Source organism: Sporolactobacillus terrae DSM 11697, from assembly GCF_000648615.1.
Lineage (GTDB): Bacteria > Bacillota > Bacilli > Bacillales > Sporolactobacillaceae > Sporolactobacillus > Sporolactobacillus terrae.
On the sequence record NZ_JFZC01000038.1, the window covers coordinates 26,486 to 50,690 of the forward strand.

20 protein-coding genes and 1 pseudogene are annotated in these 24,205 nt (G+C 47.8%); 18 read left to right on the top strand and 3 right to left on the bottom strand.

Features of this window, described 5'->3' with window-relative positions; all coding sequences use genetic code 11:
* The first annotated feature begins 329 nt into the window (after positions 1–329).
* The 14 genes and pseudogenes from mvk (at position 330) to adhE (ending at position 16,563) form a co-directional block, all read left to right on the top strand.
* Positions 330–1,298, top strand: a complete 969-nt coding sequence (gene mvk / locus AA84_RS17320; RefSeq protein ID WP_037563174.1) for a mevalonate kinase — start codon at positions 330–332, stop codon at positions 1,296–1,298.
* 30 nt (positions 1,299–1,328) lie between these two features.
* Positions 1,329–2,309 carry a diphosphomevalonate decarboxylase gene (mvaD, locus tag AA84_RS0106740; RefSeq protein ID WP_028976567.1) on the top strand — a complete coding sequence of 327 codons (981 nt, stop codon included), beginning with the start codon at positions 1,329–1,331 and terminating at the stop codon, positions 2,307–2,309.
* 16 nt (positions 2,310–2,325) lie between these two features.
* A complete protein-coding gene (locus AA84_RS0106745; RefSeq protein ID WP_028976568.1) occupies positions 2,326–3,417 on the top strand; it encodes a phosphomevalonate kinase in 1,092 nt (363 codons plus the stop codon).
* 1 nt (position 3,418) lies between these two features.
* On the top strand, positions 3,419–4,471 hold the full coding sequence (gene fni / locus AA84_RS17325) for a type 2 isopentenyl-diphosphate Delta-isomerase (RefSeq protein WP_037563176.1): 1,053 nt from the start codon (positions 3,419–3,421) through the stop codon (positions 4,469–4,471).
* A gap of 67 nt (positions 4,472–4,538) precedes the next feature.
* On the top strand, positions 4,539–4,784 hold the full coding sequence (locus AA84_RS0106755; protein WP_028976569.1) for a hypothetical protein: 246 nt from the start codon (positions 4,539–4,541) through the stop codon (positions 4,782–4,784).
* 3 nt (positions 4,785–4,787) lie between these two features.
* On the top strand, positions 4,788–6,137 hold the full coding sequence (locus AA84_RS0106760; protein WP_028976570.1) for a tripartite tricarboxylate transporter permease: 1,350 nt from the start codon (positions 4,788–4,790) through the stop codon (positions 6,135–6,137).
* A 186-nt stretch (positions 6,138–6,323) separates the two neighbouring features.
* The gene (gene uvrC / locus AA84_RS17330) at positions 6,324–7,418 is read left to right on the top strand and encodes an excinuclease ABC subunit UvrC (RefSeq protein WP_051577850.1); all 1,095 of its coding nucleotides are present in this window, start codon (positions 6,324–6,326) and stop codon (positions 7,416–7,418) included.
* A gap of 28 nt (positions 7,419–7,446) precedes the next feature.
* Complete coding sequence (locus AA84_RS0106770; RefSeq protein WP_236628070.1) at positions 7,447–8,307, top strand: hypothetical protein; 861 nt, start codon at positions 7,447–7,449, stop codon at positions 8,305–8,307.
* Between the two features lie 49 nt (positions 8,308–8,356).
* A complete protein-coding gene (locus AA84_RS0106775; protein WP_028976572.1) occupies positions 8,357–8,920 on the top strand; it encodes an NAD(P)H-dependent oxidoreductase in 564 nt (187 codons plus the stop codon).
* 433 nt (positions 8,921–9,353) lie between these two features.
* Positions 9,354–10,511, top strand: a complete 1,158-nt coding sequence (locus AA84_RS0106780; RefSeq protein ID WP_028976573.1) for a glycosyltransferase family protein — start codon at positions 9,354–9,356, stop codon at positions 10,509–10,511.
* A gap of 82 nt (positions 10,512–10,593) precedes the next feature.
* Positions 10,594–11,115, top strand: a pseudogene (locus AA84_RS17335) (ABC transporter ATP-binding protein); the annotation flags it as partial.
* 123 nt (positions 11,116–11,238) lie between these two features.
* A complete protein-coding gene (locus tag AA84_RS0106790) occupies positions 11,239–11,886 on the top strand; it encodes a uracil-DNA glycosylase family protein (RefSeq protein WP_236628071.1) in 648 nt (215 codons plus the stop codon).
* A gap of 198 nt (positions 11,887–12,084) precedes the next feature.
* Positions 12,085–13,560 (top strand): malate dehydrogenase (quinone), encoded by a 1,476-nt coding sequence (mqo, locus tag AA84_RS0106795; protein ID WP_152540356.1) that lies wholly within the window; start codon positions 12,085–12,087, stop codon positions 13,558–13,560.
* A gap of 345 nt (positions 13,561–13,905) precedes the next feature.
* On the top strand, positions 13,906–16,563 hold the full coding sequence (adhE, locus tag AA84_RS0106800) for a bifunctional acetaldehyde-CoA/alcohol dehydrogenase (protein WP_037563178.1): 2,658 nt from the start codon (positions 13,906–13,908) through the stop codon (positions 16,561–16,563).
* 122 nt (positions 16,564–16,685) lie between these two features.
* Here the strand turns inward: adhE and AA84_RS0106805 are convergent, their stop codons facing one another.
* From AA84_RS0106805 to AA84_RS0106820, 3 genes are all read right to left on the bottom strand, one after another.
* Positions 16,686–17,651, bottom strand: a complete 966-nt coding sequence (locus tag AA84_RS0106805; RefSeq protein WP_028976577.1) for an SDR family oxidoreductase — start codon at positions 17,649–17,651, stop codon at positions 16,686–16,688.
* Between the two features lie 224 nt (positions 17,652–17,875).
* On the bottom strand, positions 17,876–18,877 hold the full coding sequence (locus AA84_RS0106815; RefSeq protein WP_328286232.1) for an AraC family transcriptional regulator: 1,002 nt from the start codon (positions 18,875–18,877) through the stop codon (positions 17,876–17,878).
* 234 nt (positions 18,878–19,111) lie between these two features.
* Entirely contained in the window at positions 19,112–19,777 is a 666-nt protein-coding gene (locus AA84_RS0106820; RefSeq protein WP_028976579.1) for a Crp/Fnr family transcriptional regulator, read from the bottom strand.
* 312 nt (positions 19,778–20,089) lie between these two features.
* Between AA84_RS0106820 and larA the strand changes: the two genes are divergently transcribed.
* From larA to larD, 4 genes are read left to right on the top strand one after another with little or no spacing between them, the layout of a single operon-like run.
* Positions 20,090–21,364, top strand: coding sequence for a nickel-dependent lactate racemase (gene larA / locus AA84_RS0106825; RefSeq protein WP_028976580.1), 1,275 nt, complete (start codon positions 20,090–20,092; stop codon positions 21,362–21,364).
* 39 nt (positions 21,365–21,403) lie between these two features.
* The gene (gene larB, locus AA84_RS0106830) at positions 21,404–22,138 is read left to right on the top strand and encodes a nickel pincer cofactor biosynthesis protein LarB (protein ID WP_028976581.1); all 735 of its coding nucleotides are present in this window, start codon (positions 21,404–21,406) and stop codon (positions 22,136–22,138) included.
* A gap of 30 nt (positions 22,139–22,168) precedes the next feature.
* Positions 22,169–23,410: a nickel pincer cofactor biosynthesis protein LarC gene (gene larC, locus AA84_RS18590; RefSeq protein WP_028976582.1), complete on the top strand. Its 1,242-nt coding sequence runs from the start codon at positions 22,169–22,171 to the stop codon at positions 23,408–23,410.
* 30 nt (positions 23,411–23,440) lie between these two features.
* Entirely contained in the window at positions 23,441–24,160 is a 720-nt protein-coding gene (gene larD, locus AA84_RS0106840; RefSeq protein WP_028976583.1) for a D/L-lactic acid transporter LarD, read from the top strand.
* Positions 24,161–24,205: the final 45 nt, after the last annotated feature.

Below are 24,205 nucleotides of genomic sequence, written 5' to 3' on the forward strand. Positions count from 1 at the left end.
ACAAGGTTTTTTTCTGATGAGTGAGGAATGGAGGCGTCACGGTTTTTCTAATAGGAATTGATGGCTGCGAAAATAAAAGATGAGCTTATTCTTGAAATTGAGAATCGTTATCAATAAAATGTGTAGGTGGAGAATAGTCGCTTGAGATTCAACCCATGCTTAAATAAGTACGGGTCTTGAAAGCGAAAGCGGCGTGATTCTGATTAATGAAAGGGCCTTTGCTCCTAGTTTTCTAACTGCATCGGTAGAAGAAATTTTCGTATTCGGGATCCATTGGCAGTGTTTCTTGATAAATACGGCAGACTTTAGTGGAAGATGAGGAAACAATAATGAGAGACCACGAAACTGGGATTGGCGTGAGCAGCAGTAAAATTATTCTGATTGGCGAACACTCGGTTGTTTACGGAGAACCGGCGATTGCTCTGCCTGTTCCGGTCATGCATGCAGTGACACAAACAACCCGCTGTCTCGGACCGCTGAGGCTGCAATGCAGCTTCTATAATGGCATTTTGAGTGATGGAACGGATCAGATTGCCGGACTCAGAACGATTATTCCGGCAGCACTGCACGTTTTAAAGCAGCCTGAAAAAGATCTAACGCTCACAATTAACAGTACAATACCTGCAGCGCGCGGCATGGGTTCAAGCGCTGCCGTTGCGATATCGGTGATCCGCAGTTTATTCAACTATTTTGAAACACCGCTTGAGCGGAAGGTGCTGCTCAAGCTCGTCGGCGTTTCTGAAAACTATTTTCATGGAAATCCGAGCGGTCTCGATGCGGCTGCGGCCAGCAGTACTCGTCCGATTTTCTTTATGAAAGGAAAAGGAATGGAATGGATTCACCATAAGCTGCGCGGTTGTTTGGTCATTGCCGATAGCGGGATAAAAGGCCAGACGAAACGTGCAGTCACCGCCTTAAAACAACGTTTGCTGCAAAGTGCATCGCTCCAGTGGAAAGTAAACCAATTAGGTGTACTTACCTCAAACGCAAGAGAAGCGTTGGAGACAGCCGAAGAAGAAGTCTTGGGTTCCATTTTGCTGGAAGCACATCGTCTTCTCAAAGAGCTGGGCGTCAGTCATCCTTCTTTGGATCGTTTAGTTGCAGCAGCGATGAAAGATGGGGCGATTGGAGCGAAGATGACTGGCGGGGGATGCGGCGGCTGCATGATTGCACTGGTAAAGGATGTGCGCAAGGCGCATGATCTAGCGAATAAGTTAATCGGTGCCGGCGCGTCTAAGACTTGGATTCAGCCGCTTCGGGGCAGAGATCTTCCAGTCAATGCCGGGCTCTTGGACTGAGCTGAATAAGAAAGAAGGAGAGTGAGTGGATTGTATGCTGCTGCACGCGCGTATACAAATATTGCTTTGATCAAGTATTGGGGGAAGAAGGATGAGCAGCTTATTCTGCCGATGAACAGTAGTTTGTCGCTTACGCTCAATACTTTCTATACGGAAACAAGTGTTGAGCCGCTGCAAGGGCTGCACGAAGATGAAGTGATGATGGATGGCGTGCCTTTATGCGGCGCTTCCGCTGCAAAAATCAGCCGTTTTATGAATCTTGTTCGTGAAAAATCGGGAAGGCACAGGTTTGCTCGAATTGTAACCAAAAATCATGTTCCGGTGGCCTCTGGTTTTGCGTCTTCTGCCTCCGGTTTTGCCGCGCTTTCAGCCGCAGCAGCGCGTGCCTATGGCATGGACTGCTCGGGAGCTGCGCTCTCTCGGCTTGCGCGTCGCGGTTCGGGCTCGGCTTCGCGTTCGATTTACGGCGGTTTTGTTAAGTGGATGAAAGGAACCGATGATGCGAGTTCTTATGCGGTTCCGGTTGATCCGGCAGAGTGGCCAATTTGCCTCTTGTCCGTTGCTGTGAACAAGCAGCCCAAAAAGATTTCCAGTCGCGAAGGAATGAGGCGAACCGTCAAGACGTCATCCTTTTATCCGGTTTGGATCAAAGAGGCGGAAAGGGATCTTGCCAGAATTGAACCGGCGATTCGCAAACACGATTTGGACATGGTCGGCAAAATTGCTGAAGCAAATGCACTGAAGATGCATGCGGCTATGCTGGCAGCGGATCCTCCCTTTACATACTGGGAAGAAGGAACAATGACCGTAATGCGGCGCGCCGCTCATCTGCGCAAACAAGGCATACCATGCTATTTTACGATGGATGCCGGCCCAAATGTCAAACTGCTTTGCTCGGAAGCACAGGTCGGTCGGATTCTCGAAGATCTATCTGAATTTTTCCCTTCAGAATCCCTGACCGTTGCCCGGCCAGGACCTGGCGTTGACTATTTGGAGAACCCTATTCAATGAAGGAGACATTCACAAATTGCATGGCGTACAATGTGCACCTGGAAAACTTTATATAGCGGGAGAGTATGCGGTTGTTGAGCCGGGCTATCCTGCCATCATTGCTGCAATCGACAAATCCGTCACTGTAACCATTGAAAGAAAGGAAACACATGGTCAAATTCAATGGGCACATGCAACGCTCAACTTGAGACGCAGTGCAACGAACCAATGGAACACGGAGGGTGATGTTTCTCCGTTCCGATTTGTCTTATCGGCAATCGAACGAACCGAGCGGTACATACAATCGCTCGGAAAACAACTTGGCGTTTATCAACTGTCCGTGAGCAGTGATCTGACAAGAAAAGATGGCAGAAAATACGGATTGGGTTCCAGTGCTGCTGTGACGGTTGCCTGCACGAAGGCAATCCTTGCTTTCTATGATGTGACGATTGATCAACAAATCGTATTCAAACTGGCCGCCCTTGCCCATCTTGCGGTTCAAGGGAACGGATCATGCGGGGATATAGCTGCCGCTGTTTACGGTGGTTGGATTGCCTACACCTCATTTGACCGTGAATGGCTGGCACCGTTCATTTCTTCAGGAAAGGATTGGCTTGAACTGCTCAAGACGGATTGGCCGAAGCTATCGATTCAGCCGCTTGTTCTGCCAGCGGATCTGCATCTCATTGTCGGCTGGACAGGAACGCCTGCCTCAACCGCCAAGCACATTGATCGAGTGGAAAAAGCAAGACGTGGTAAGGAAAAAGGTTACCAGCACTTTTTGAAGCAAAGCAAAGCCTGCGTAGAAAAAATGATCGCCGGTTTTTTAAACCAGCAGCCAGTGTTAATTTTGGAAGGGATTCGCGAAAATCGCAGGATTCTTGCTCAATTAGCCAAGCTGTGCGGGATCTTCATTGAAACCGATAAACTGCATCAGCTCTGCAGCATTGCCGAAAAGCATCGGGGCGCAGCAAAAGCATCGGGGGCCGGCGGAGGCGACTGCGGCATCGTTCTTGCTAACCAGGAGACCGATCAGAAGGCGCTCATCGAAGAATGGAAAGCACAGGAAATTACTCCGCTTGATCTGCACGTAGTTGACAGAGAGAGTCAAAAGGAAGAAGGATCGTGAGATGGAATCGCGTAAAGATCAGCATGTTCGGCTATTTCAGGAAACCCACCAGAAGCATACGAATGATTTTGATTCTGTGAAATTTATACATGACGCGCTGCCGGAAATGAGTCTTAAGCAGGTGACTTATACAACGGATCTGCCGTTCGGCAGTTGGCCAGTTCCTTTTTTTATCAATGGGATGACTGGGGGAAGCCAGAAGACAAAGAAGATCAATGAATGTCTGGCACAAGCAGCGGCAGAAACGGGGCTTGCGGTTGCATCCGGCTCGCAGAAGGCGGCCTTAAGAGACCCGGGATTGCGCGACACTTTTCAGGTGCTGCGCCGTGCCAATCCGGATGGATTTATTTTTGCAAATATCGGTGCTGAACTCGATGGGGAACAAGCGATACGTGCAGTCGATATGCTGGAAGCGAATGGGCTGCAAGTGCATTTAAATGCCCCGCAAGAAATCGTAATGCCTGAAGGTGATCGCGACTTTTCTTCATGGCTGAAAAATCTGGAACGGATTGTCCGCGCTGTTGAGGTTCCTGTTGTCGTGAAAGAAGTGGGGTTCGGGATGAGCCGGGCAACATATCAGAAGTTGATCGATGCAGGTGCTGCGGCCATTGATGTTGCCGGTAACGGAGGAGTAAATTTTATCACGATTGAGAATCTTCGCCGGGAGCGGGCACGATTTGACTACTTGCAAGACTGGGGGCAATCGACGGTCATCTCGATGCTTGAAGCGCAGCCTTATATTGATCAGACGGTCTTCTTTGCGTCCGGAGGGGTGCGCAATCCGCTGGATGTTCTGAAAGCTCTTGCACTTGGGGCACGTGCGGTCGGTATTTCAGGAACCTTTCTTCATACCGCACTCGCGGAAGGTAAGGATGGGCTGGTTGCCCAGATTGACGAATGGAAAGAACAGATGAATCAGATTATGCTGCTCCTCGGCTGCTCAAATGTACAGGCACTTCGGAACAAGAGTCTGATCCTGAGCGGTGCCCCTTTCGAATGGGCACGTCTAAGAGGACCACGGCCCGAGGCGCTGGCTAGTCGTTCAGCTACGTGAAAAGGATACGCGCTTATATGCACGGCGCTTGTTGTTGGTCCTGAATCAGAAAGGAGAATGGCTGCCTATGACTGCACGTTCAAAAAAGGATTCGGAAATGATTGAAATTTGGGAGGATGTCGTCCGGATCAAGGATCTTATCCTCGCGATTGCGATCAACAGCATCACAACGTTAGGCGGCTATTTTGCTGCACCAAATCACGCGCCGATGCCGCTCTTGTTTGGCTTAGTCGGAGCGGTTGTCGGGTTTATAATTTGCTCACTCTTCATTAAACCGAAACGCATGTTTGAAGAGACGGAAAGTGAGGAATAATGGATGGACCTTGTCCTCTTAGCAGAAATGATCGCTGCAGCTGTTGCGGCTGCACTTTTATATACAATTATTGGCATCATCCCGGGAACGGACGAAACGGCCGTTCTGGTCCCCGTCACGCTGATCTTGGTGCTCACCGGTGTTCAACCCGTCATTGTCCTCTGCTTTTTTATTTCTGCTGTGATTGCCAATAACCTGATGGATGCGGTACCCGCCGCCATTGCCGGGATTCCCGGCGGTGTCATGGCGAGCCCACTTGTTGACCATGCGCAGTTGCTTAAACGAAAAGGGATGGCTGACCGGTCGCTGCGCAAAATGGCCGCGGGTTCGCTGATCGGCGTACTGGTCAGTGTTCCGGTCAGTCTGCTGCTTGCACGAAGTCTGATCCCGCTTGCCGAAGCAATTAAAGCGTACGCTGACCCGCTCTTCTTTGCCGGCGCTGTTTTACTTGCCTTGCTGAGTAAGAATAAGTTACTGGCGCTTGCTTCGATTCTCCCATTCACACTGCTCATTGAAGGGCTGCGCTATCTCTATTGGGGCATCGGCATTGTACCGAGAGGATCAACGGTGTTCATCTCATTCTTTCTCGGCATAACGATTGGACCGGTTATTCTGACACTGTTTGAGTTGCTGAATAAAGAGAAAAGAGAACGCCTGAAGTGTGATCAACCGCGCAGGATTACCCTTCAGAAAGTACCCTTCAAATGGAAATCGCTCAATCCGTTTCGCGCGTTGAAAAAACAGGAATGGCTGACAAGTGCCGGAGCGTCACTGATCAGCTGTTTCACTTTTATTCTTAGCCCGGTCGGGATGACGACGCTGTTTGGCGAACTCTTTTCAAAACGGACGCAAGATCCGGTTGATCGGTCGGTGCTTGCCATTACAACGATGAATGCACTGGCAAACGCGACCTACCTTTCCGGGACACTGATCCCGTTGATCGCCTTAGGCATGCCTCTGTCTCCAGTTGCCATAGGTCCTGCTCATGCGCTGTTTGACGCACCGCCGGTCTTTACCGCAACGCACAATATGCACCATATCCTTTCGCAGACCGATTTCATTTTGGCGACAGTGATTGGTGCCGGCGTTGCCCTGATTGTCACGTATACACTGGCAATCAAATATGCGCAATCAATTTGTGCCTTTGTATTCAAACGGATTCCCCACGAAGCAATCCTCGGCTTGTTTTGCGCTTTCGTTCTCCTGCTTGCGTATATGGATGCGGGTTGGATGAATATCGGCGGTGTCGTGCTGATCGGACTTTTTTCCGGTCTGCTTCACCGCTGGGGCGTGGGTTACGGGATATTATTTATGGTCTTATATGCGGCGCCATGGCTCGTTTCGGGATTCTGATCATGATCCGTTCTGGAGCGGGCTGCGCCGAAGCATTCACTAGGCTGATCCGCGCACATGGTGCAGGAGTGATCACTGATTTCTGAGTGAACCGGCCCATTAATTTTGACCGATTAACCAGAGTATAACGCCTACTCAATAGGTGCTGATTCAACCAACAGATGATGAAACGCGGAGGTGAACGAGATGAATCCGGCGATTCGAGATAAACTTTCCTTGCTTCCGAAACAGCCCGGCTGTTATCTGATGGAGGATCATCGCGGTACGGTCATTTATGTTGGAAAAGCAAAGATCTTAAAGAGACGCGTGCGCTCGTACTTCATCGGCAAACATAATCCAAAGACGGAGAAATTAGTGAGTCAAATTGCTAATTTTACGTTTATTGTGACTGCCTCTGATGTTGACGCACTCATTCTTGAAAATAATTTAATTAAAAACTATCATCCTAAATACAACATCTTGCTGAAAGATGATAAAAGCTATCCCTATATAAAAATAACGGATGAGCGCCATCCCAGGCTCATCATTACGCGACAGGTGAGCAAAGATCAGGGAAGGTATTTCGGCCCTTTTCCCAATGTAAGTGCTGCCAATGAAACGAAAGCACTGCTGGATCGTCTCTACCCATTAAGGCGCTGCCCACTTTCTGCCCAGCGGCCATGTCTCTATTACCAGATCGGCCGATGCATCGGGTGTTGTGCCAGAGAAGTGAGCGAAGAAGAATATCGCCAAGTGACGCGTAAAATCGTTCATTTTTTTAATGGCGGGTTCAGAGCGGTCGCGCGAAAATTAAAGGAGGAGATGCGGGAGGCATCGGATCGGTTAGACTTTGAGAAGGCCCAGGAGCTCCATGATTTGATCTCTTGTATTGAAGCGACGATGGACAAGCAGAGCATCAATACCCTCGATTTCGTCGATCGCGATGTGTTCGGTTACGCTTTTCAAGAAAGCTGGCTATGCGTGCAGGTTTTCCATATTCGCTGTGGTAAATTAATGCAACGCGCAGCTTCATTCTTTCCCGTGTATGCTGAGCCGGAAACGAGTATTCGTGCTTATCTGGGACAATTTTATTTGGGAAATCACCAGATCAAGCCAAAAGAAATCTTAATGCCGGAATTGGATGATGAAAAAACGATCCAAGAATTTCTGGGCATCCGTTTGATCCATCCCCAACGTGGCACAAAAAAGAATCTTGTACAGATGGCCTGTCAAAATGCACGGGTAGCGTTGCAAAATAAGCTGTCGTTATCGGGATTGAAATCAACGGGCAATAGGGACTGAATCCTGTTTATAAGGGGGCATTTGCGTTATGGCCTGTTCTCATTTAAGTAAAAATAAAGCCCTCTCTTCAAACAGAGGGGATGCGGAACAATTAATGGAAGCATTTGTCGAATCCGGTTCGTATAAACGGTTAAAAGAACTTGAAAAGGAAGGGCGGACACTTCGCGACCGTGTGCGTGGCTGTCTCAGCAGCAGTGAATCAAGAAGGTACGAGATTGGCAATCATTTGGTTGCGAAGTTCATTCCTAAAAAAATTTATCAATACGATTATCCTGGACTCAATGAATATCTGTATAATCTCGGATTACTCCAGAAACTGACGATACTGACCAGTCGAAATTTGAACAAAGACCAGAAACTGCTGGACTTATTTGAACCGTACCACTTAACTCCAGAATATTATGTTAAGCCCTCTTTTAATCGAGCGGGGCAGGAACTGACAAAGGGTGAGCGAACACCTGAAGTGAATGTGACGCTGCACGATGCGGCGATAAGAATAAGCCAAAATCGAAGTCGTTTAAAAGCCGTAAAAGATGAGTATGAAAAGCTGAAGGATGAATTGGCCCAATCCAATCAATTATCGGTGAACAAGAACGTGACTTATAAATATGGCTCCTTATCCCTTCGTCGAAAACCGCTGCGTTATCGGATCATGCATCGTACAAATCAAAGGATAATTCATGCGTTAATTGAATTTGGAAAACCAAGTTTTGATGGAATTGACCATTATCTGTTTAAAGGAATCATTAAAAAGAGCGAATTTGAGGCATTTAGGACGCTTAAGGATGTTCGATTAGATTTTGTTATTCTTGACTTGGACGATGAGGCGAAGATGCAGAATTATTTCCACCGAAAATGGACCAATCATTTACTATTTTTGAATGAGTGAACGAGATATAATGAGTTTAAGGACAAGTTTTCCCAAAGGAGGAATCGATATGTCCAAGCAGACGGTTCTGATTATTAACGGTAGAGATACGCGCTATGGTTCTGCTAAGGGCGCGTTGAACACATTTCTAGCGGATACAGCTGCAAGTCATTTGAAAGAAGAAGGGTTCACCGTAGAGACAACGCGCGTGGCGGACGGATACGAGACTGCAGAAGAAGCGCGCAAGTGGCAGCAGGCAGATGTTATTCTCTTTCAGTTTCCGATTTATTGGTTTGCTGCACCCGCCGTTTTAAAACGGTATATTGAAGAGGTTTACCAGCACGACACGTTTTATTCCAGCGCCCCGGAATACGGACGCGGAGGACTGTTGCATGGGAAACGCTACTTGGTTTCCACCACTTGGAACGCGCCAAAGGACGTATTTGCCGACCCTTCCTCATTTTTCAACGGCCGTACCGTTGATGACGTGCTTGCCGATTTTCACTTCACGCAGGCGTTTGTCGGATTAACACGGCTGCCAAGCATTTCCTTTCATGATGTCATCAAGCATCCTGATGCAGCAGCTTATGCGGAACAATTGAAAACGCATCTCAACAAAGCATTAAGCATTTAAGTGAAGGGATTCAATGGTCCAAGGGAAGATCCGTTTAACCTTACACGGAGCAAGAACCTTTGGCAGATGCCTGCTGCTAATGACAGGAATAGTAAAAAACATGCGCAGGCCGCATGTTTTTTTGCAGGATAAGCGTGTTTATTGGCCATGAAAAAGACAGTGCATCAACGCGCAGATGCGAGACCCCGCAGACGCCTGCCTGAGGAGGCTCTTGGACTGCCCACGGCAAGCGAGTAACCGAAGCGACGATTCAGCACCGGGCGCTTTTTGCCTAGCTTTTCTCATCAGCAAAACAGTTTTGGAGTGTTTCAATGCTCTATCGGCAGGCTCCTGCTTGCATGATTAGACATGAGCACGCAAGGTCAGTGCTATAATTAAAGGGAGGATGTGAAAATGAACGAAAATTTATCCAATTCGGAGGAGTGACGGTCAAGTGAAACCTGTTGCCACAGCATTTCAGGACATTCAACAGGGAGACATCCATGACTATGATGACATTATTCAGTATTTTAACTTCAGGCAGGTAAAGCAAGAACTGCCGAAAGAGCCTCGCTCGATTACCTTTGTGACAACCGGAATTATTCCTTATGACGGTGGGCAAACGACGATGCTGCATTTAGGGACGGAATTGAGCAAACGCGGCTTTCAGGTCTACTATTTGAGTTATGTCGCGCAATCACGGGAAGCGATGGAGATCAATGCTGGGTTCAATTATTCCGGTTATCAGGGCACCTGCCTGGATATGAGCGCTTTGGCGCATCATCAGTCGGATATTTGGCTTGGGACACTTTGGGAGTCGGTTTATGTTTTTAAAGATAAGCCGGGATATAAGATGTATTTTGTTCAGGATTATGAACCCTATTTTTATGCGTATGGCGACCGCTCTTACCTTGCGAAGAAGACTTATGAATTAGGGCTGCACATGATTTCGCTTGGACCATGGTGTGCTGAAATGATTAAAAAAAATTGCCACGTGCGCAGCCCGCTTGATGTGATTCGTTTTCCGGTCGATGCGGGTCGGTATCCATTTCAGCCGAGGGAATTTTCGGAGTATAAGAATAAAAGCGTATTCACCATTGCGGCTTATACAAAATGGAGCAGTCCGCGCCGAGCACCGATCAGCATCCAAATTGTGTTGAGCAATTGTGCGCGAATCGCGCAGAAACATGGTATTCAGCTCAATATTGCGTATTTCGGCACCGATCAATCCAAACAATTTATTAATGGCAAGAACCTCGGCAAGCTGACGAAAAAAGAGATGTATGAACGGTTTCTTCGCGCGGATTTTGGTATTGCTCCGTCGATGACGAACTTTTCGCTTGTCCCTTATGAAATGATGAGCAGCGGTTTGCCGGTCATTGACTTTTATGAAGGTACGGGGTTGAGCTTCATACCGGAGGATTGCGCGCTGTTCTGCCACCTTGATGAAACAAGCCTTTTTCAAACGCTCCACGATGCGATTCACAGTCCGGAACGGATCACGAATACGGTGCAGCATGCCCAAGCACATTTAACAGCGGTTACTTGGAAGGATACACTCAGCGATTTTATGGAAGTGATAAACCGTTTGCCCATTGAGACGGCTTCGTAACGTTACGCGTGTTCTGCTTTTGAACAGCACTGCTTCTGTGCAGCAAGAGCAGTAAATGAAAACGATAAATCGCTTTAGTGAAAGGCAGCCTAATTACAGGTCTGGTGGCCAGCGTCAGCGCGTGGGTATCGCTCGGGCACTTGCTGTTCAACCGGAGCTAATCATTGCGGATGAACCCATCTCAGCTCTGGATGTTTCAATTCAAGCCCAAATTGTTAACTTATTAAAGAAGTTACAAAAAGAACGTGGACTCACACTTTTATTCATCGCTCATGACCTTTCCATGGTCAAGTATATAAGTGATCGGATCGGTGTGATGTACGCGGGCAAGATCGTCGAATTGGCGCAGGCAGATGACCTGTATCATTGTCCGCTCCACCCCTATACAGAGGCATTGATTTCGGCGATCCCGCAAGCAGTTCCACTTCGCGAGCAGCATAAAAAAAGATTGATTTTTCAACCGGATCGTCAAAAGACAGGATCGGTATCGAAGAAGAGGCTGCGCCAAATCATTCCCGGACATTTTGTCTCCTGTGACGAGAGCGAAGTATCCGTATTGAAGGATAAGTATGAGCGGTTAACTCAGTCTAAAATACGTGGGTGAATCATCAGCGTACATGATTGAGTGCTTTATAAAGATCATGGATGGTTGTCACCTCAGACTCGTCACGAGGGATCATGCATCGCTTGTAGTGCGGACATGATCAGCAAAGAAGAATAGGCTCAAGTGATTCACAAAATCATTAATGGCAGTTATAAAAAAGTGGCCAGCATGTATGGAGATAATCGAATGGATACATTAAAAGCTATTTTTAATCGTATAAAAGCGGATCCTGACAATATTCAGTTCACGCGCAAGAAGATCGAACCACTCTACTATGCTGCTTCGTCGGCAAAGATACTCATTATCGGTCAGGCCCCCGGTGAAAAGGCACAGAAGACAATGATTATCTGGAATGATCCAAGTGGCATTCGTTTGAGAGAGTGGATGGGGGTATCGGATGATACTTTTTATCATTCTGGAAAAATTGCGGTTCTCCCGATGGATTTTTATTTCCCAGGCAAAGGGAAACATGGAGATCTACCACCGCGAGCTGACTTTGCTTCTCAATGGCATCAGCAATTAATTAAGGCTATGCCGGACGTGAAGTTAACGTTGCTTGTCGGCTCATATGCCCAGCGGTACTACCTAAAGACGGGTTCAAAACAAACGCTGACTCAGGTTGTTAAGCATTATCGTAATTATCTACCTAACTATTTTCCGCTCGTGCACCCGTCACCGCGCAACAACATTTGGATGAAAAAAAATCCATGGTTTGAAGAAGAGGTCTTGCCTGATTTGAAAATGCATATTCATCAAATTCTTTCTCGGTGATCATAACCATTCATACGGAGTGATCGGTTACTGCTGATTCGCTACGGTATATTCAGAATATAAATGTTTGACCATTCTTCTGCCTTGAGAACCGCTCCTTTTCCCGATTGATTAGAATTGGCTGTAAGTGCCCCAGACAATTATAATGGAATGAATTGAAACGTAATGAGCAGTGAAAAAAATTTGGGGAAGGTCGCAATGGGTAAAACAGATGTGATTTTAATCGGCGCCGGGATCATGAGCGCGACACTGGGGACGTTGCTTAAAGAACTCGCTCCAGAATGGAAGATGAGTATTTTTGAGAAACTTGACGCTCCAGGTAAAGAGAGTTCGAACGAATGGAATAATGCAGGCACCGGCCATTCAGCGCTATGCGAATTGAACTATACACCGGAAAAAGCAGATGGAACGATCGACATAAGAAAAGCGGTTGCAGTTAATGAAAAATTCCAGCTTTCACGTCAGTTTTGGTCGTACCTTGTAACAAGGAACAGGATCCGTCATCCACAGGACTTTATCCAGCCCATTCCGCACATGAGTTTTGTAGAAGGTGAGGAAAATGTGCTGTTCCTGAAGAAACGTTTTGCAGCATTGTCTCAGCATCCGCTGTTTCAAGGCATGCAATTTTCCGATGATCCTAAAAAACTGCAGGAATGGATGCCGTTGGTGATGGACGGCCGTATAGCGGATCCGCCGGTCGCCGCCACGCGGATTGAGTCAGGGACGGATGTCAACTTCGGCGCATTGACTCGGATGCTGTTTGCGCAGCTTCAGGAACGAGAACAAGTAACGGTTCACGACATGCATCAAGTTGAGAATATAATGCGTGTTGATGACAACTCATGGAGAGTTCGCGTGCGCAATCTTAAAACTGGAGAATGCGAAGACCATGAGGCGCCGTTTGTTTTCATTGGGGGCGGAGGTGGGAGTCTGCCGTTGCTGCAGAAAACCGGGCTACCGGAATCAAGACATATTGGCGGTTTCCCGGTCAGTGGTCTGTTCATGGTTTGCCATAATCCCGAGGTCGTATGCAAGCATCATGCGAAGGTCTACGGCAAAGCGAAGATCGGTGCACCGCCGATGTCAGTCCCTCATCTGGATACGCGCGATATCGATGGTAAGCAGTCCTTGTTATTTGGTCCGTTTGCCGGATTCTCGCCGAAATTTCTGAAAACCGGTTCTTATTTTGACCTCATCCGTTCCGTGAACGCAAACAATGTACTGACGATGCTGGCAGCCGGTGTGAAACAAAGAAAATTAACGAAATACTTGATACAACAGCTCATGTTATCCAATGAAAAGCGCATGGAGGCATTGCGCGCGTTTATTCCGAATGCCAAAAATGAGGATTGGTCGGTTCGTGTTGCCGGCCAGCGCGTGCAGGTGATCAAGGACACGGATATAGGCGGAAAGGGCACGCTGCAATTCGGTACAGAAGTCGTCAGCAGCGCCGATGGATCGCTCGCTGCTTTGCTTGGCGCTTCACCGGGCGCATCGACCGCCGTTTTCGTCATGCTTGATGTTCTTACGCGATGTTTTCCTGATCAGATGAAGCTTTGGCAAGGGAAAATCAAGCAGATGATTCCTTCTTACGGAATTCAGCTTGCGGATGATCCGGTTCTTGCGGATAAAATCCAAACGGAAACCGCACAAACACTCAAATTGAAAAAGTGAATGACAGAACAGTAATGGACAGCCTCATGATCAGAGGTTGTTTTTTTCTTTGATGGGAATAAGGTCAGCGTGCGCGCATAGGATGTGAATCAGGTGCAGAAGGAATGGGCTTTCTCAAGCACCATCGTTGGGATAAAGCTTGCGTTTTTTAGATAAAGCAAACGTTTTCACAATAATCCATCCGGCAAGAAAAAATTTTCTAAAGAACTATTGAAATTTTATGCGCGAAGGGCTATGATAAGTGTATTGAAAGAAAACGTTTTCAGAAAGCGCATTCAATCGCATGAATCTGTAAGAGGTTCATAGTTTTAAGTGAAATAATTCACAATAAAGGAGCGATTTGTTATGTTAAAGGCGGTTAAGGAAAATCAAAAAAATCAAGATCAAAAGACAGGAGCTGCACAATCTCAAAATGAGGAAGCGGAGCTGGAGTCGATCAAGACCTATATTGACGGTTTGGTTCAAAAATCGAAAACCGCGCTGAAGACACTTGCCGATTTTGACCAAGCGAGCGTTGATAAAGTTTGCGAAGCAATGGCCATCGCTGCTTTGGATAATCATATGAAACTGGCAAAAATGGCTGTGGAAGAAACAGGACGCGGCGTTGTTGAAGATAAAGCGGTGAAAAATATTTACGCCAGTGAATACATTTGGAATAAAATTCGCCATGACAAAACGGTGGGTGTTATTGAAGAGAATGATCAGGAGCAGATTGTGAAAATCGCTGAACCGGTGGGGATCATTGCTGGGGTTACACCGGTTACCAACCCGACCTCGACCGTTGTCTTCAAGGCGCTGATTGCGCTGAAAACGCGAAATACAATTATTTTCGGGTTTCACCCCCAGGCTCAGAAAGCGTGCGTGGAAACCGCAAAAATTATCACAAAAGCAGCAGTTGAAGCGGGCGCGCCGGAAAACGCGATTCAATGGATCGAAAAGCCAAGTATTCAAGCAACCGGGGCATTAATGAATCATCCGGATGTCGCGACGGTGCTGGCCACCGGCGGTCCAGGCATGGTGAAAGCAGCGTACTCGACCGGCAAACCGGCACTCGGCGTTGGACCGGGAAACGGACCGGCGTACATTGAGAAAACCGCGGACATCAAGCAAGCGGTGAATGATATCACGCTTTCCAAGACGTTCGATAACGGCATGATCTGTGCATCGGAAAACAGTGTGGTTGTTGACGAAGCCATTTACGAAGCAGTTAAGGCTGAGTTCAAACGGCTGGGCAGTGTTGTTCTTGATAAAAAGGACAATGACGCACTCGGCGAAGCGATGATGGATCCAAAACGCGGCAGCGTACGTGGTCCGATTGCCGGAAAATCTGCCTTTAAAATTGCCCAGCTTGCCGGTATCAAAGTGCCGAAAGAAACAAAGGTTTTGATTGCAGAGATCGATGGAGTGGGCCCTGATTACCCACTGTCTCGTGAAAAACTATCCCCAGTGCTTTCGATGTACAAAGCGAAGGATCACGTGGATGCCTTTAAAATCGCCAAAGCGTTGCTTGACTTCGGCGGCGCGGGCCATACGGCGGCCATCCATACCAAGGATCAGGAATTGATAAAACAGTACAGCTTGAAAATGAATGCATGCCGCATTATTGTGAACTCGCCATCTGCGCTCGGCGGCATTGGCAATATGTACAATAACATGGTTCCATCGCTCACGCTTGGCACAGGTTCTTACGGTCAGAACTCAATTTCGCACAACGTTTCCGATTTCGATCTGCTCAACATCAAGGTTGTTGCCAAACGCCGCAACAACATGCAGTGGGTTAAATTGCCGCCGAAAATCTATTTTGAACGCCATTCATTACGCTATTTAAAAGAAATGACCGGAATGAAACGTGTTTTCCTCGTCTGTGATCCAGGGATGGTCAAATTCGGTTATGCCGATCGTGTGGTTGCGATGCTGAACACGCGCAGCGACAAACCGGCAATTGAAATCTTCTCACAGGTTGAACCGGATCCGACGACCGACACCGTCGATCGCGGTGTCGCTGCAATGAAACAATTTCAACCGGATACGATTATTGCGCTCGGCGGTGGTTCTGCGATGGATGCTGCAAAGGGCATGTGGTTGTTTTATGAACGTCCGGATGCTTCATTCGTCGGTGCAAAACAGAAATTCCACGATATTCGCAAACGGACCTATAAAGTGCCGGAACTCAAAAAGGTAAAATATATCGGGATTCCGACAACATCGGGGACCGGTTCGGAGGTAACCCCGTATGCCGTCATCACCGATTCCAAAACCCATGTTAAATACCCAATTACGGACTATGCGATGCAGCCGGATATTGCGATTGTCGATCCGCAGTTCGTGGAAACGCTGCCGAAACGAACCGTGGCTTGGACGGGACTTGATGTCTTGACCCATGCTGTTGAATCGTATGTATCGGTTTATGCGAGTGATTATACACGCGGTTGGTCGCTGCAGGCAATCAAACTTGTTTTTGATAATCTGCGCGCGTCATTTGCCGGCGATCAAACGGCACGTGAGAATATGCATAATGCATCAACGATTGCCGGTATGGCGTTTGCCAATGCTTTTCTGGGCATTAACCACTCACTGGCTCATAAACTAGGCGGAGAGTTCGGGCTGCCACATGGTCTGGCCATTGCAATTGCTTTTGCTCCTGTTGTCCGTTATAACGCCAAAATCCCGAAAAAATTGGCGATCTGGCCGAAATACAGCCGCTTCACTGCGGATGAAGATTATGCGACCATTGCTCGTTTCTTAGGCTTCGAGGGGAACACAACGGAAGAATTGAAAGAAAGCTTCGTCAAAGCGTTTATTAAACTGGCCCATGACTGTGACGTAAACCTGAGTCTGAAAGCCAATGGCGTCGACAAGAAACATTTTGATGAATCGGTCGATAAACTTGCTGAACTCGCCTATGAAGATCAATGCACAGGCACCAATCCGAAAGAACCTCTGATCAGCGAATTGAAGCAGATCCTCGATGACGCATACGAAGGTGTCGGCACAGAAATCTAAAGATCATAGAATGAACAAAGCGCTTCCCAATCAACGGGAAGCGCTTTGTTTTTGGAAGCGAAAGGGATACTTGAAAAGTGGTCCGATCAGCACAAAGGTCAGAATACGTGCAGCAAAGGCTATTATCTCTGAAAATAATAACCTTGATTAATGTCTTCAATTAGAGAAGGATGCACGGGGCGCCACCCCAAGCGCTCATGGGTTAATACGCTTGATACAGGGTTGTCGACCGATGCGAAGTTGCCCAGCCATCCGAAATGCGAACTTGCCTTTTTCGCGTCTATGCTTTTTACCGGTAGCTTGAGATGTTGGCCAAGGGCGACGGCGATATCACGAAAGGGCACGCCCTCATCGGCAACCGCGTGAAACCGCGACCCTGCCGGAGCCTTTTCCAAAGCGAGACAAAAAAGATGTGCCACATCGAGGTGATGCACAGCGGGCCAACGGTTGGCTCCAGTTCCAATGTAGGCTGAAATGCCTTTCTTGCGAGCGATGCCGATCAGGCTCGGGACGAACCCATGCGTATCGCCATCGCCGTGTACAAGTGGAGGGATACGAACAATTGAGGAGCGAACGCCTCGATCGGCTAACGCTAACGTCGTTTTTTCCGACGGGACGCGTAATTTTCCAGCGGAATTAGGGTCAGCCGCATTGTCCTCCGTTCCGAGTTTATTAGGGGTGAGGGTCAGTGTCGGCATAGCGACAACAAGAGGGCGGTCGCGGCCGGAAAGCGCGGTGCCCAATGTCTCAATGGCACGTCGGTCCGTTTCGACAGCTGCCGCCATGAATCGCGATGGCGCCTGACGGGGGGTTCCACCAAGCACGATTCGCAGGCGTGTTGACAGTCGTGCATGAGAGAACTTGTGGAAGAAGGCTGTGTGAATGACGCAATCTGCAGCGGCAGCACCGCTGCGCAAGCTTTCCAGGTCTTCGATTGAACCCTGGTGAGCCTTTGCACCAAGGGCAATAAGCCTTTTGGCAGCTTCTTCGGAACGAACAAGGCCGACAACATGATGGCCAGCATCCATGAGTTCACGAACAACCGCCAATCCGATGAATCCGGTCGCTCCCGTAACAAAAACACGCATATGAAAAACCTCCTTATAAGCAGTATAATTGGGTGGTTTGAACCATGCGCAGTGCCGTCAGCGAAGTGCACGGTCGGCTCATGGTTAACCTAATTATAGAAGAGGGTTTACTTGGATGTTTGCGTGTTCTGATTGAGTCATTGCCCGATTCAACGGAACCTGTTCAAAAAAGCGCGAAGCCTTGAAGCAGCGGAGATATGAAAAAAGGCGACGAGGCATCCTGATCAGTTTAAATTCCGTCTTTCTTGGCGCCATCTGGCGATATCTCTGTTTGGCGGGCTTCCAAAGAAGCGACTGTATTCTCGACTGAATTGGGAATCGCTCGCATATCCCACAATCCGGCATGCAGTCGTCGCATCCATTTGATTGGATAACATCAGCCGCCTGGCTTCTTGAAGACGCAGTACATTGCGGTATTGTAAGGGACTCATCGCGGTGACGGACTTAAAATGCTCACGGAAAGAGGATTCGCTCAAATGGACCATCTCTGCCAAATCAGCGATTTTAAATGGCTGGGAGAAGTTGTTCTGGAGCCAGTCAATTGCTTTCACAACCCGCTGCACGCTGGATTCCGCAAAAACGGTCTCAGCAACGTAAACACCAATGGGGCTGCGAAGAAGTCGAATGAAAATCTCATCCGTGATGAGCGGGGCAATTAAATGATCATCGCCGGGACTCGAGAGACAATCGACCAGTCTTGCCATGGCATTAATCAGAGCCAAATCAGCATCCATGACATAACCCGCACGCCGATTACGAATCATTGGCAAGCCCTGCGGATATACTTTCGGCACCAACGCCGCGATCCTTTGCGGGTCGAGATATAGCCCTACGCCCAAGAACGGTTCGGTAGGGCTGGCCAAAATGGTTTTCATTGCAACCGGTAAGGCAACGGGAGCAATAAAAATACGTGACCCTGCGTATTCATAGACATCCTTTCCGACGGTTATGATTTTTTTACCCTGCGCGGCAATGCCGACAGTAGGCGAATAAATGGTATGCACATAATCTGTGGCTTCAATTCGCGAATAGCGATTGACATATAACCCGGGGATCCGCGCGGCATAGGTCCCATCATGCGAAGAATGAGTATAGATCAGATTTGCTAGTCGGGTGTTTTCCGCTTTAAGCGATCCATTGGCACTATCTGACATTGGCGTGGCCGCATGATCATCCAGACTCATTTTCTCGAAAGCAACTCCTTTTACTGTTTGATCATCTGACATGACGGGCATGCAGGCAATAATTATGGTGCTTATCTATTACTTACTCTAATGATACTCGATTAGCTTCGTCAAATTCAGCGCCTTCCAAGCATGGTTTATATCGGCTAGCTTAGCGAGCAGTCCACACCTTCATTTTGTGTCCTTATGCAGCTGCAAAGCAAAGAAGGATGTCGCATAGTCATAGACTTTTGTGACATCCTCTTTCTCTAATCATTGAGCGTTTTTATACAGCCGTTAATTGGCAATATGATCGAGCAGATAGCTAATATCGGTAATGATAAACCGTCGATTCTTGATCATCAGCGCACCGTCGTTTCGAAGTTCACTGATCATACGGTTCACGCTGCTGCGCGCACTGATTCCGCAGAATCCGGCGATATCATCGTTGGTGACAATGAAATCAATCAGCATCCCTTCTCGAATTTTGCGCCCGAATAAGTCGATAAGACTGTAAATAAAGGCGCAAACCGCTCCTTTTTTGCCATTCATCATCATCCGCTGCAAACGGAAGATATTCTCCGATAATTTTTTACGATAATAGCTTTTCACATAGTTTTGCAACTCTTGATTGGCATTTACATAGTTCCAAAACGTCACGCGGTCGATTTGATAGAAGGTTGCTTCATCGGATTCGACACGCACATTAAATGGCTGTTCGGTAAACTTGGAAACTTCGTCGCGCAGCAGTGAGATGACATCAGGCTTTGCGATATACGATAAGTTGAATTCGCGTCCATCCTGCAAAATGATGCTGTTCTTTATAATACCCTTCTTTAAAACATAGGTATAACGCTCTTCAAGACCGTGATAGGTCAAGTAGGTGTGTCGACTTTTGTTAATTGTCGGCACGTTATACGCATCCAGAAAATTAATTAAATATTCGATTTCACTCAATACCATTGATCTTTTCATTCCTATCGGGAAGGATCTGCACGGATTACGGATACAAATGTTATCTATATTCCTATTTTAACGCCATTTCAGCTAATATATATCACAAATAAAGGAAACATTTGTTAACATTTTTTGATGATAGCAAACGGAACCGACAACCTTTTTGTTTTGATTTATAACAGATGGTGCATGAAAAAGTTTGGCAGAACCGGTTTTCGCGTGCATGTGCAGCCTTATTTTTTCTAATACTAAGTAGCGTCTTGAGTCTTTCATTCTTTTTGACTGACAGAAAAAAATTAAAAAGAGAGCTGTTGATTTATGGTTCGTATTGAACTGCCTTATGACAAAACAACGCTTGTTGCTGATTTGCCTGACAAAAACTTTGCTGGAAAATTAGTCTCTGAAGCGGCAACCTATCACACCGATCAATCTGAACATGCAATCGTTGAAGAGTCGCTCGACCACCCGATCGGTTCGCTGTCGCTAGAAGCGTTGGCCAAGGGTAAGAAAAATATTGTCATGATTAGTTCCGATCACACGCGTCCGGTGCCTTCACACATCATCACACCAATTCTTTTGCGGCGTTTGCGTGAAGCCGCTCCGGATGCCCGCATTCGTATTCTCGTTGCCACCGGTTTTCATCGCCCGTCGACACGCGAGGAACTCGTTAACAAATATGGACAAAAAATCGTGGATGAAGAAGAAATCGTGATGCACATTTCGACTGATGATGCGTCGATGGTCAAGATCGGCCAGCTTCCGTCGGGCGGTGAATGCATCATCAACAAAGTAGCTGCTGAAGCCGATTTACTGCTTTCGGAAGGATTTATTGAATCGCATTTCTTTGCTGGATTTTCCGGCGGCCGTAAATCGGTGCTTCCGGGAATTGCTTCCTACAAGACGATTATGGCCAACCATTCCGGTCCATTTATTAATTCTGATAAAGCACGTACCGGTAACCTGCATCACAACCCGATTCATGAGGATATGGTGTATGCAGCGCGCAAGGCAAAACTTGCTTTTATTGTCAATGTTGTGCTCGATGAAGAGAAGAAAATCATCGGATCGTTTGCCGGAGATATGGAAGCGGCACATCAAAAAGGCTGTGAATTTCTGCAAGAGTTATCGCGTGTAAAAAAAATTGACTGCGACATCGCGATCTCGACGAACGGCGGGTATCCGCTTGACCAAAACATCTATCAAGCCGTTAAGGGCATGACGGCTGCCGAGGCAACCAATAAAGAAGGCGGGACGATCATCATGGTTGCCGGTTGTCGGGATGGGCACGGCGGCGAAGGTTTTTATCACAATCTTGCCGATGTGTCCGATCCGAAAGCATTCTTGGATCGTGCCATTAATACCCCGAAGTTGAAAACGATTCCGGATCAATGGACCGCGCAGATCTTGGCACGAATTTTGGTTCATCATCATGTCATCATGGTTTCCGATCTGGTCGAGGCGAATTTGATCACGGACATGCATATGTCGCTTGCAACGTCGCTCGATCAAGCGTTAGAGATGGCGTACGAACGTGAAGGCAAGGATGCCAAGATTGTTGCGATCCCCGATGGTTTAGGTGTTATTGTGCGTTAATCGGTTGCTTACTTATTTAACGAGGAAAGGGGGACAAAAATGGAACGAGACACGTTCAATGAGGCCGACTGCTCGAAGCCCGAGCATGGAGAAATGGAACAAGCGTTGCAGGGAAATACCTTTGCCGATCTCGGATTTGCTAAGGTGGATCTTTCGCGAGAGCAGCGCAACGGTTACCCGGAAGTGGTTTACGGTGAGGGGAAGACGGCGGAGCAGATCATTGGCATCATTCAGGCGATGCGCAAGCAAACGGTCAACATTTTATGCACCCGCCTTTCCTCAGATAAGTTTAAAGCAATCAAAAAAGCAGTACCCGATGCGGTCTACTATAAAGCGGCGCGTTGCGCGCTGATCAATCGCGCAGAGGTAAAACAGACGCGTAGCTATATCGCCATTGTAACGGCAGGTACCTCCGATATTCCGATCGCTGAAGAGGCGGCAGTGACCGCAGAAGCATACGGAAATCGTGTGGCACGTGTTTATGATGTCGGCGTGGCAGGGATTCATCGGCTGTTCGCACGTTTGGATGTTATTCGCGGCGCCAAGGTTGTGATCTGCATTGCCGGCATGGAAGGCGCCCTTGCCAGTGTTGTCGGCGGGTTGATCGATAAGCCGCTGATTGCCGTGCCGACCAGTGTCGGCTATGGCACAAATTTAAAAGGCGTAACGGCGCTGCTGACGATGCTGAACAGCTGCGCGTCGGGCATTACCGTTGTCAATATTGATAATGGATTTGGCGCCGCCTATTCTGCCAGCATGATCAATCATTTATGACGGAACGGACAGCCGATAGGGAGGAAAATGATGAAAACACTTTATTTAGATGCCTTTTCCGGGATCAGCGGCGATATGTTCATCGGGGCGCTGATCGACCTTGGTGTTGATTTTGACCAGTTTAAGGCGGAGCTTGCTAAATTGAATGTCGACGGTTATCAGCTTCACGTGGAACGGCTGTCTAAAAGCAGCATCTATGGAACCCGTTTCGACGTTCAATTGACTCATGAGAAGGATCATGGTTTTATCGAGAGCCACCACGACCCGCATCATGAGCATCACCACCAGGATGCGGTACGTCATCTGAGCGATATCGCTGCGTTGATTGCCGCCAGCACATTGTCGGAAAAAATCAAACAGCAGTCGCTTGCTGTTTTTACCGAAATTGCCAAAGCGGAAGCAGCCGTGCATCACATGCCGCTGGAAGCGGTCCATTTTCATGAGGTTGGCGCGTTGGACTCGATTGTTGATATTGTCGGCTGTTTCGTCGCGCTTGATCTGCTTAAGGTTGATGAGGTGCGTGCCTCCGAGCTGACCGACGGATCCGGTTTTATTCACGTGGCGCATGGGGAAATGCCGGTGCCGGTGCCTGCGGTGATACAGATGCGTATCGGGACTAATATTCCGATTAAGCAGCGCACAGACATCCAAACCGAGCTTATTACGCCAACGGGAATGGGACTGGTGAAAGCGTTGGTTCGCCAATTCGGACCGATCCCGGAAGCGCAGGTTCTGCTCAAAAGCGGGTATGGCTTCGGCAAGCGGGATACCGGCGCATTCAATGCACTGCGCGTCCTTCTTTTTGATGAGAAAAAAAGCATGCAAACGGTCAGCAGCGACCAAGATTCGGTACTGCTGATTGAAGCCAATCTTGATGATGAGGATGGCGAGTCCTTTGGTTTTGCGATGGATCTGCTCTTGGAAGCAGGCGCGTTTGATGTCTTTTTTACACCGATTTTCATGAAGAAAAATCGTCCGGCAATAAAACTCTCGGTACTCTGCGCCCCTGCAGAACGTGATCGTTTTGCGAGCATGCTCATGAAACACACCCGTACTATTGGCGTTCGCTATCAGCGGATGCAGCGGGTGATTATGAAACGTCACTTCAAAACAGTAGAAACAAGGTTTGGTCCGATTCGTGTAAAAGTTGCAAGCCATGGCGATCTTGTCAAACAAATGGCCGAATATGACGATTGCGCAAAAGCTGCACGCGAATACGGGACTTCTCTGGAGACGGTGAAACAAGAGGTAAACCGGCTTCTGAACAGCTGACAAAAAGAAAAGTGTTTGGAGGAGAAATTTGTGATTCATCAGTTATTGGCCGAATTTTTGGGAACAGCATTAATGATTGTCTTTGGCGTCGGTGTGCACTGCTGCGAGGTGCTCAATACATCAAAGTACCAACATTCCGGCCACATTTTTGCCATTACAACGTGGGGATTTGGGATTACCGTTTCCTTATTCATCTTTGGCGCAGTTAACATCAATCCGGCAATGACGCTGGCTCAAGCGATTCTGGGCAATATTCCATGGGCCAACGTGATTCCGATTAGTCTTGCAGAGGTTCTTGGCGGTGTTTTCGGTTCGATTTTTGTCTTCATCGCTTATTATGACCAGTTTAAGGCGTCTGAATCGATTAATCGTGTGGCAATCCGAAATATTTTCTCAACCAATCCGAACGTTCGAAATTTGCCGCGTAATTTCTTTGTCGAATTCATTGATACGTTCATTTTTATTACGGCAATCTTGGCGATTGCGGGTGCAACGACGAAAGCCCCGGCGCTGCTGCCGATCGGCGTGGGCTTGCTTGTCTGGGCGATCGGTATGGGCATGGGCGGTCCGACCGGATTTGCGATGAACCTTGCTCGAGACATGGGCCCGCGTATTGCGCACGCCATGCTGCCGATTCCTGGCGGCAAGGCGGATAATGATTGGCAATACGGAATCCTTGTACCGGGTATTGCGCCATTTCTTGGCGCTGCTTGTGCCGCGCTGTTTGCACGCGGATTTCTTGGACTATGACCAGGCTGTGATCAATACAATGAAAATAAAAAAGAAGGTAGAAAT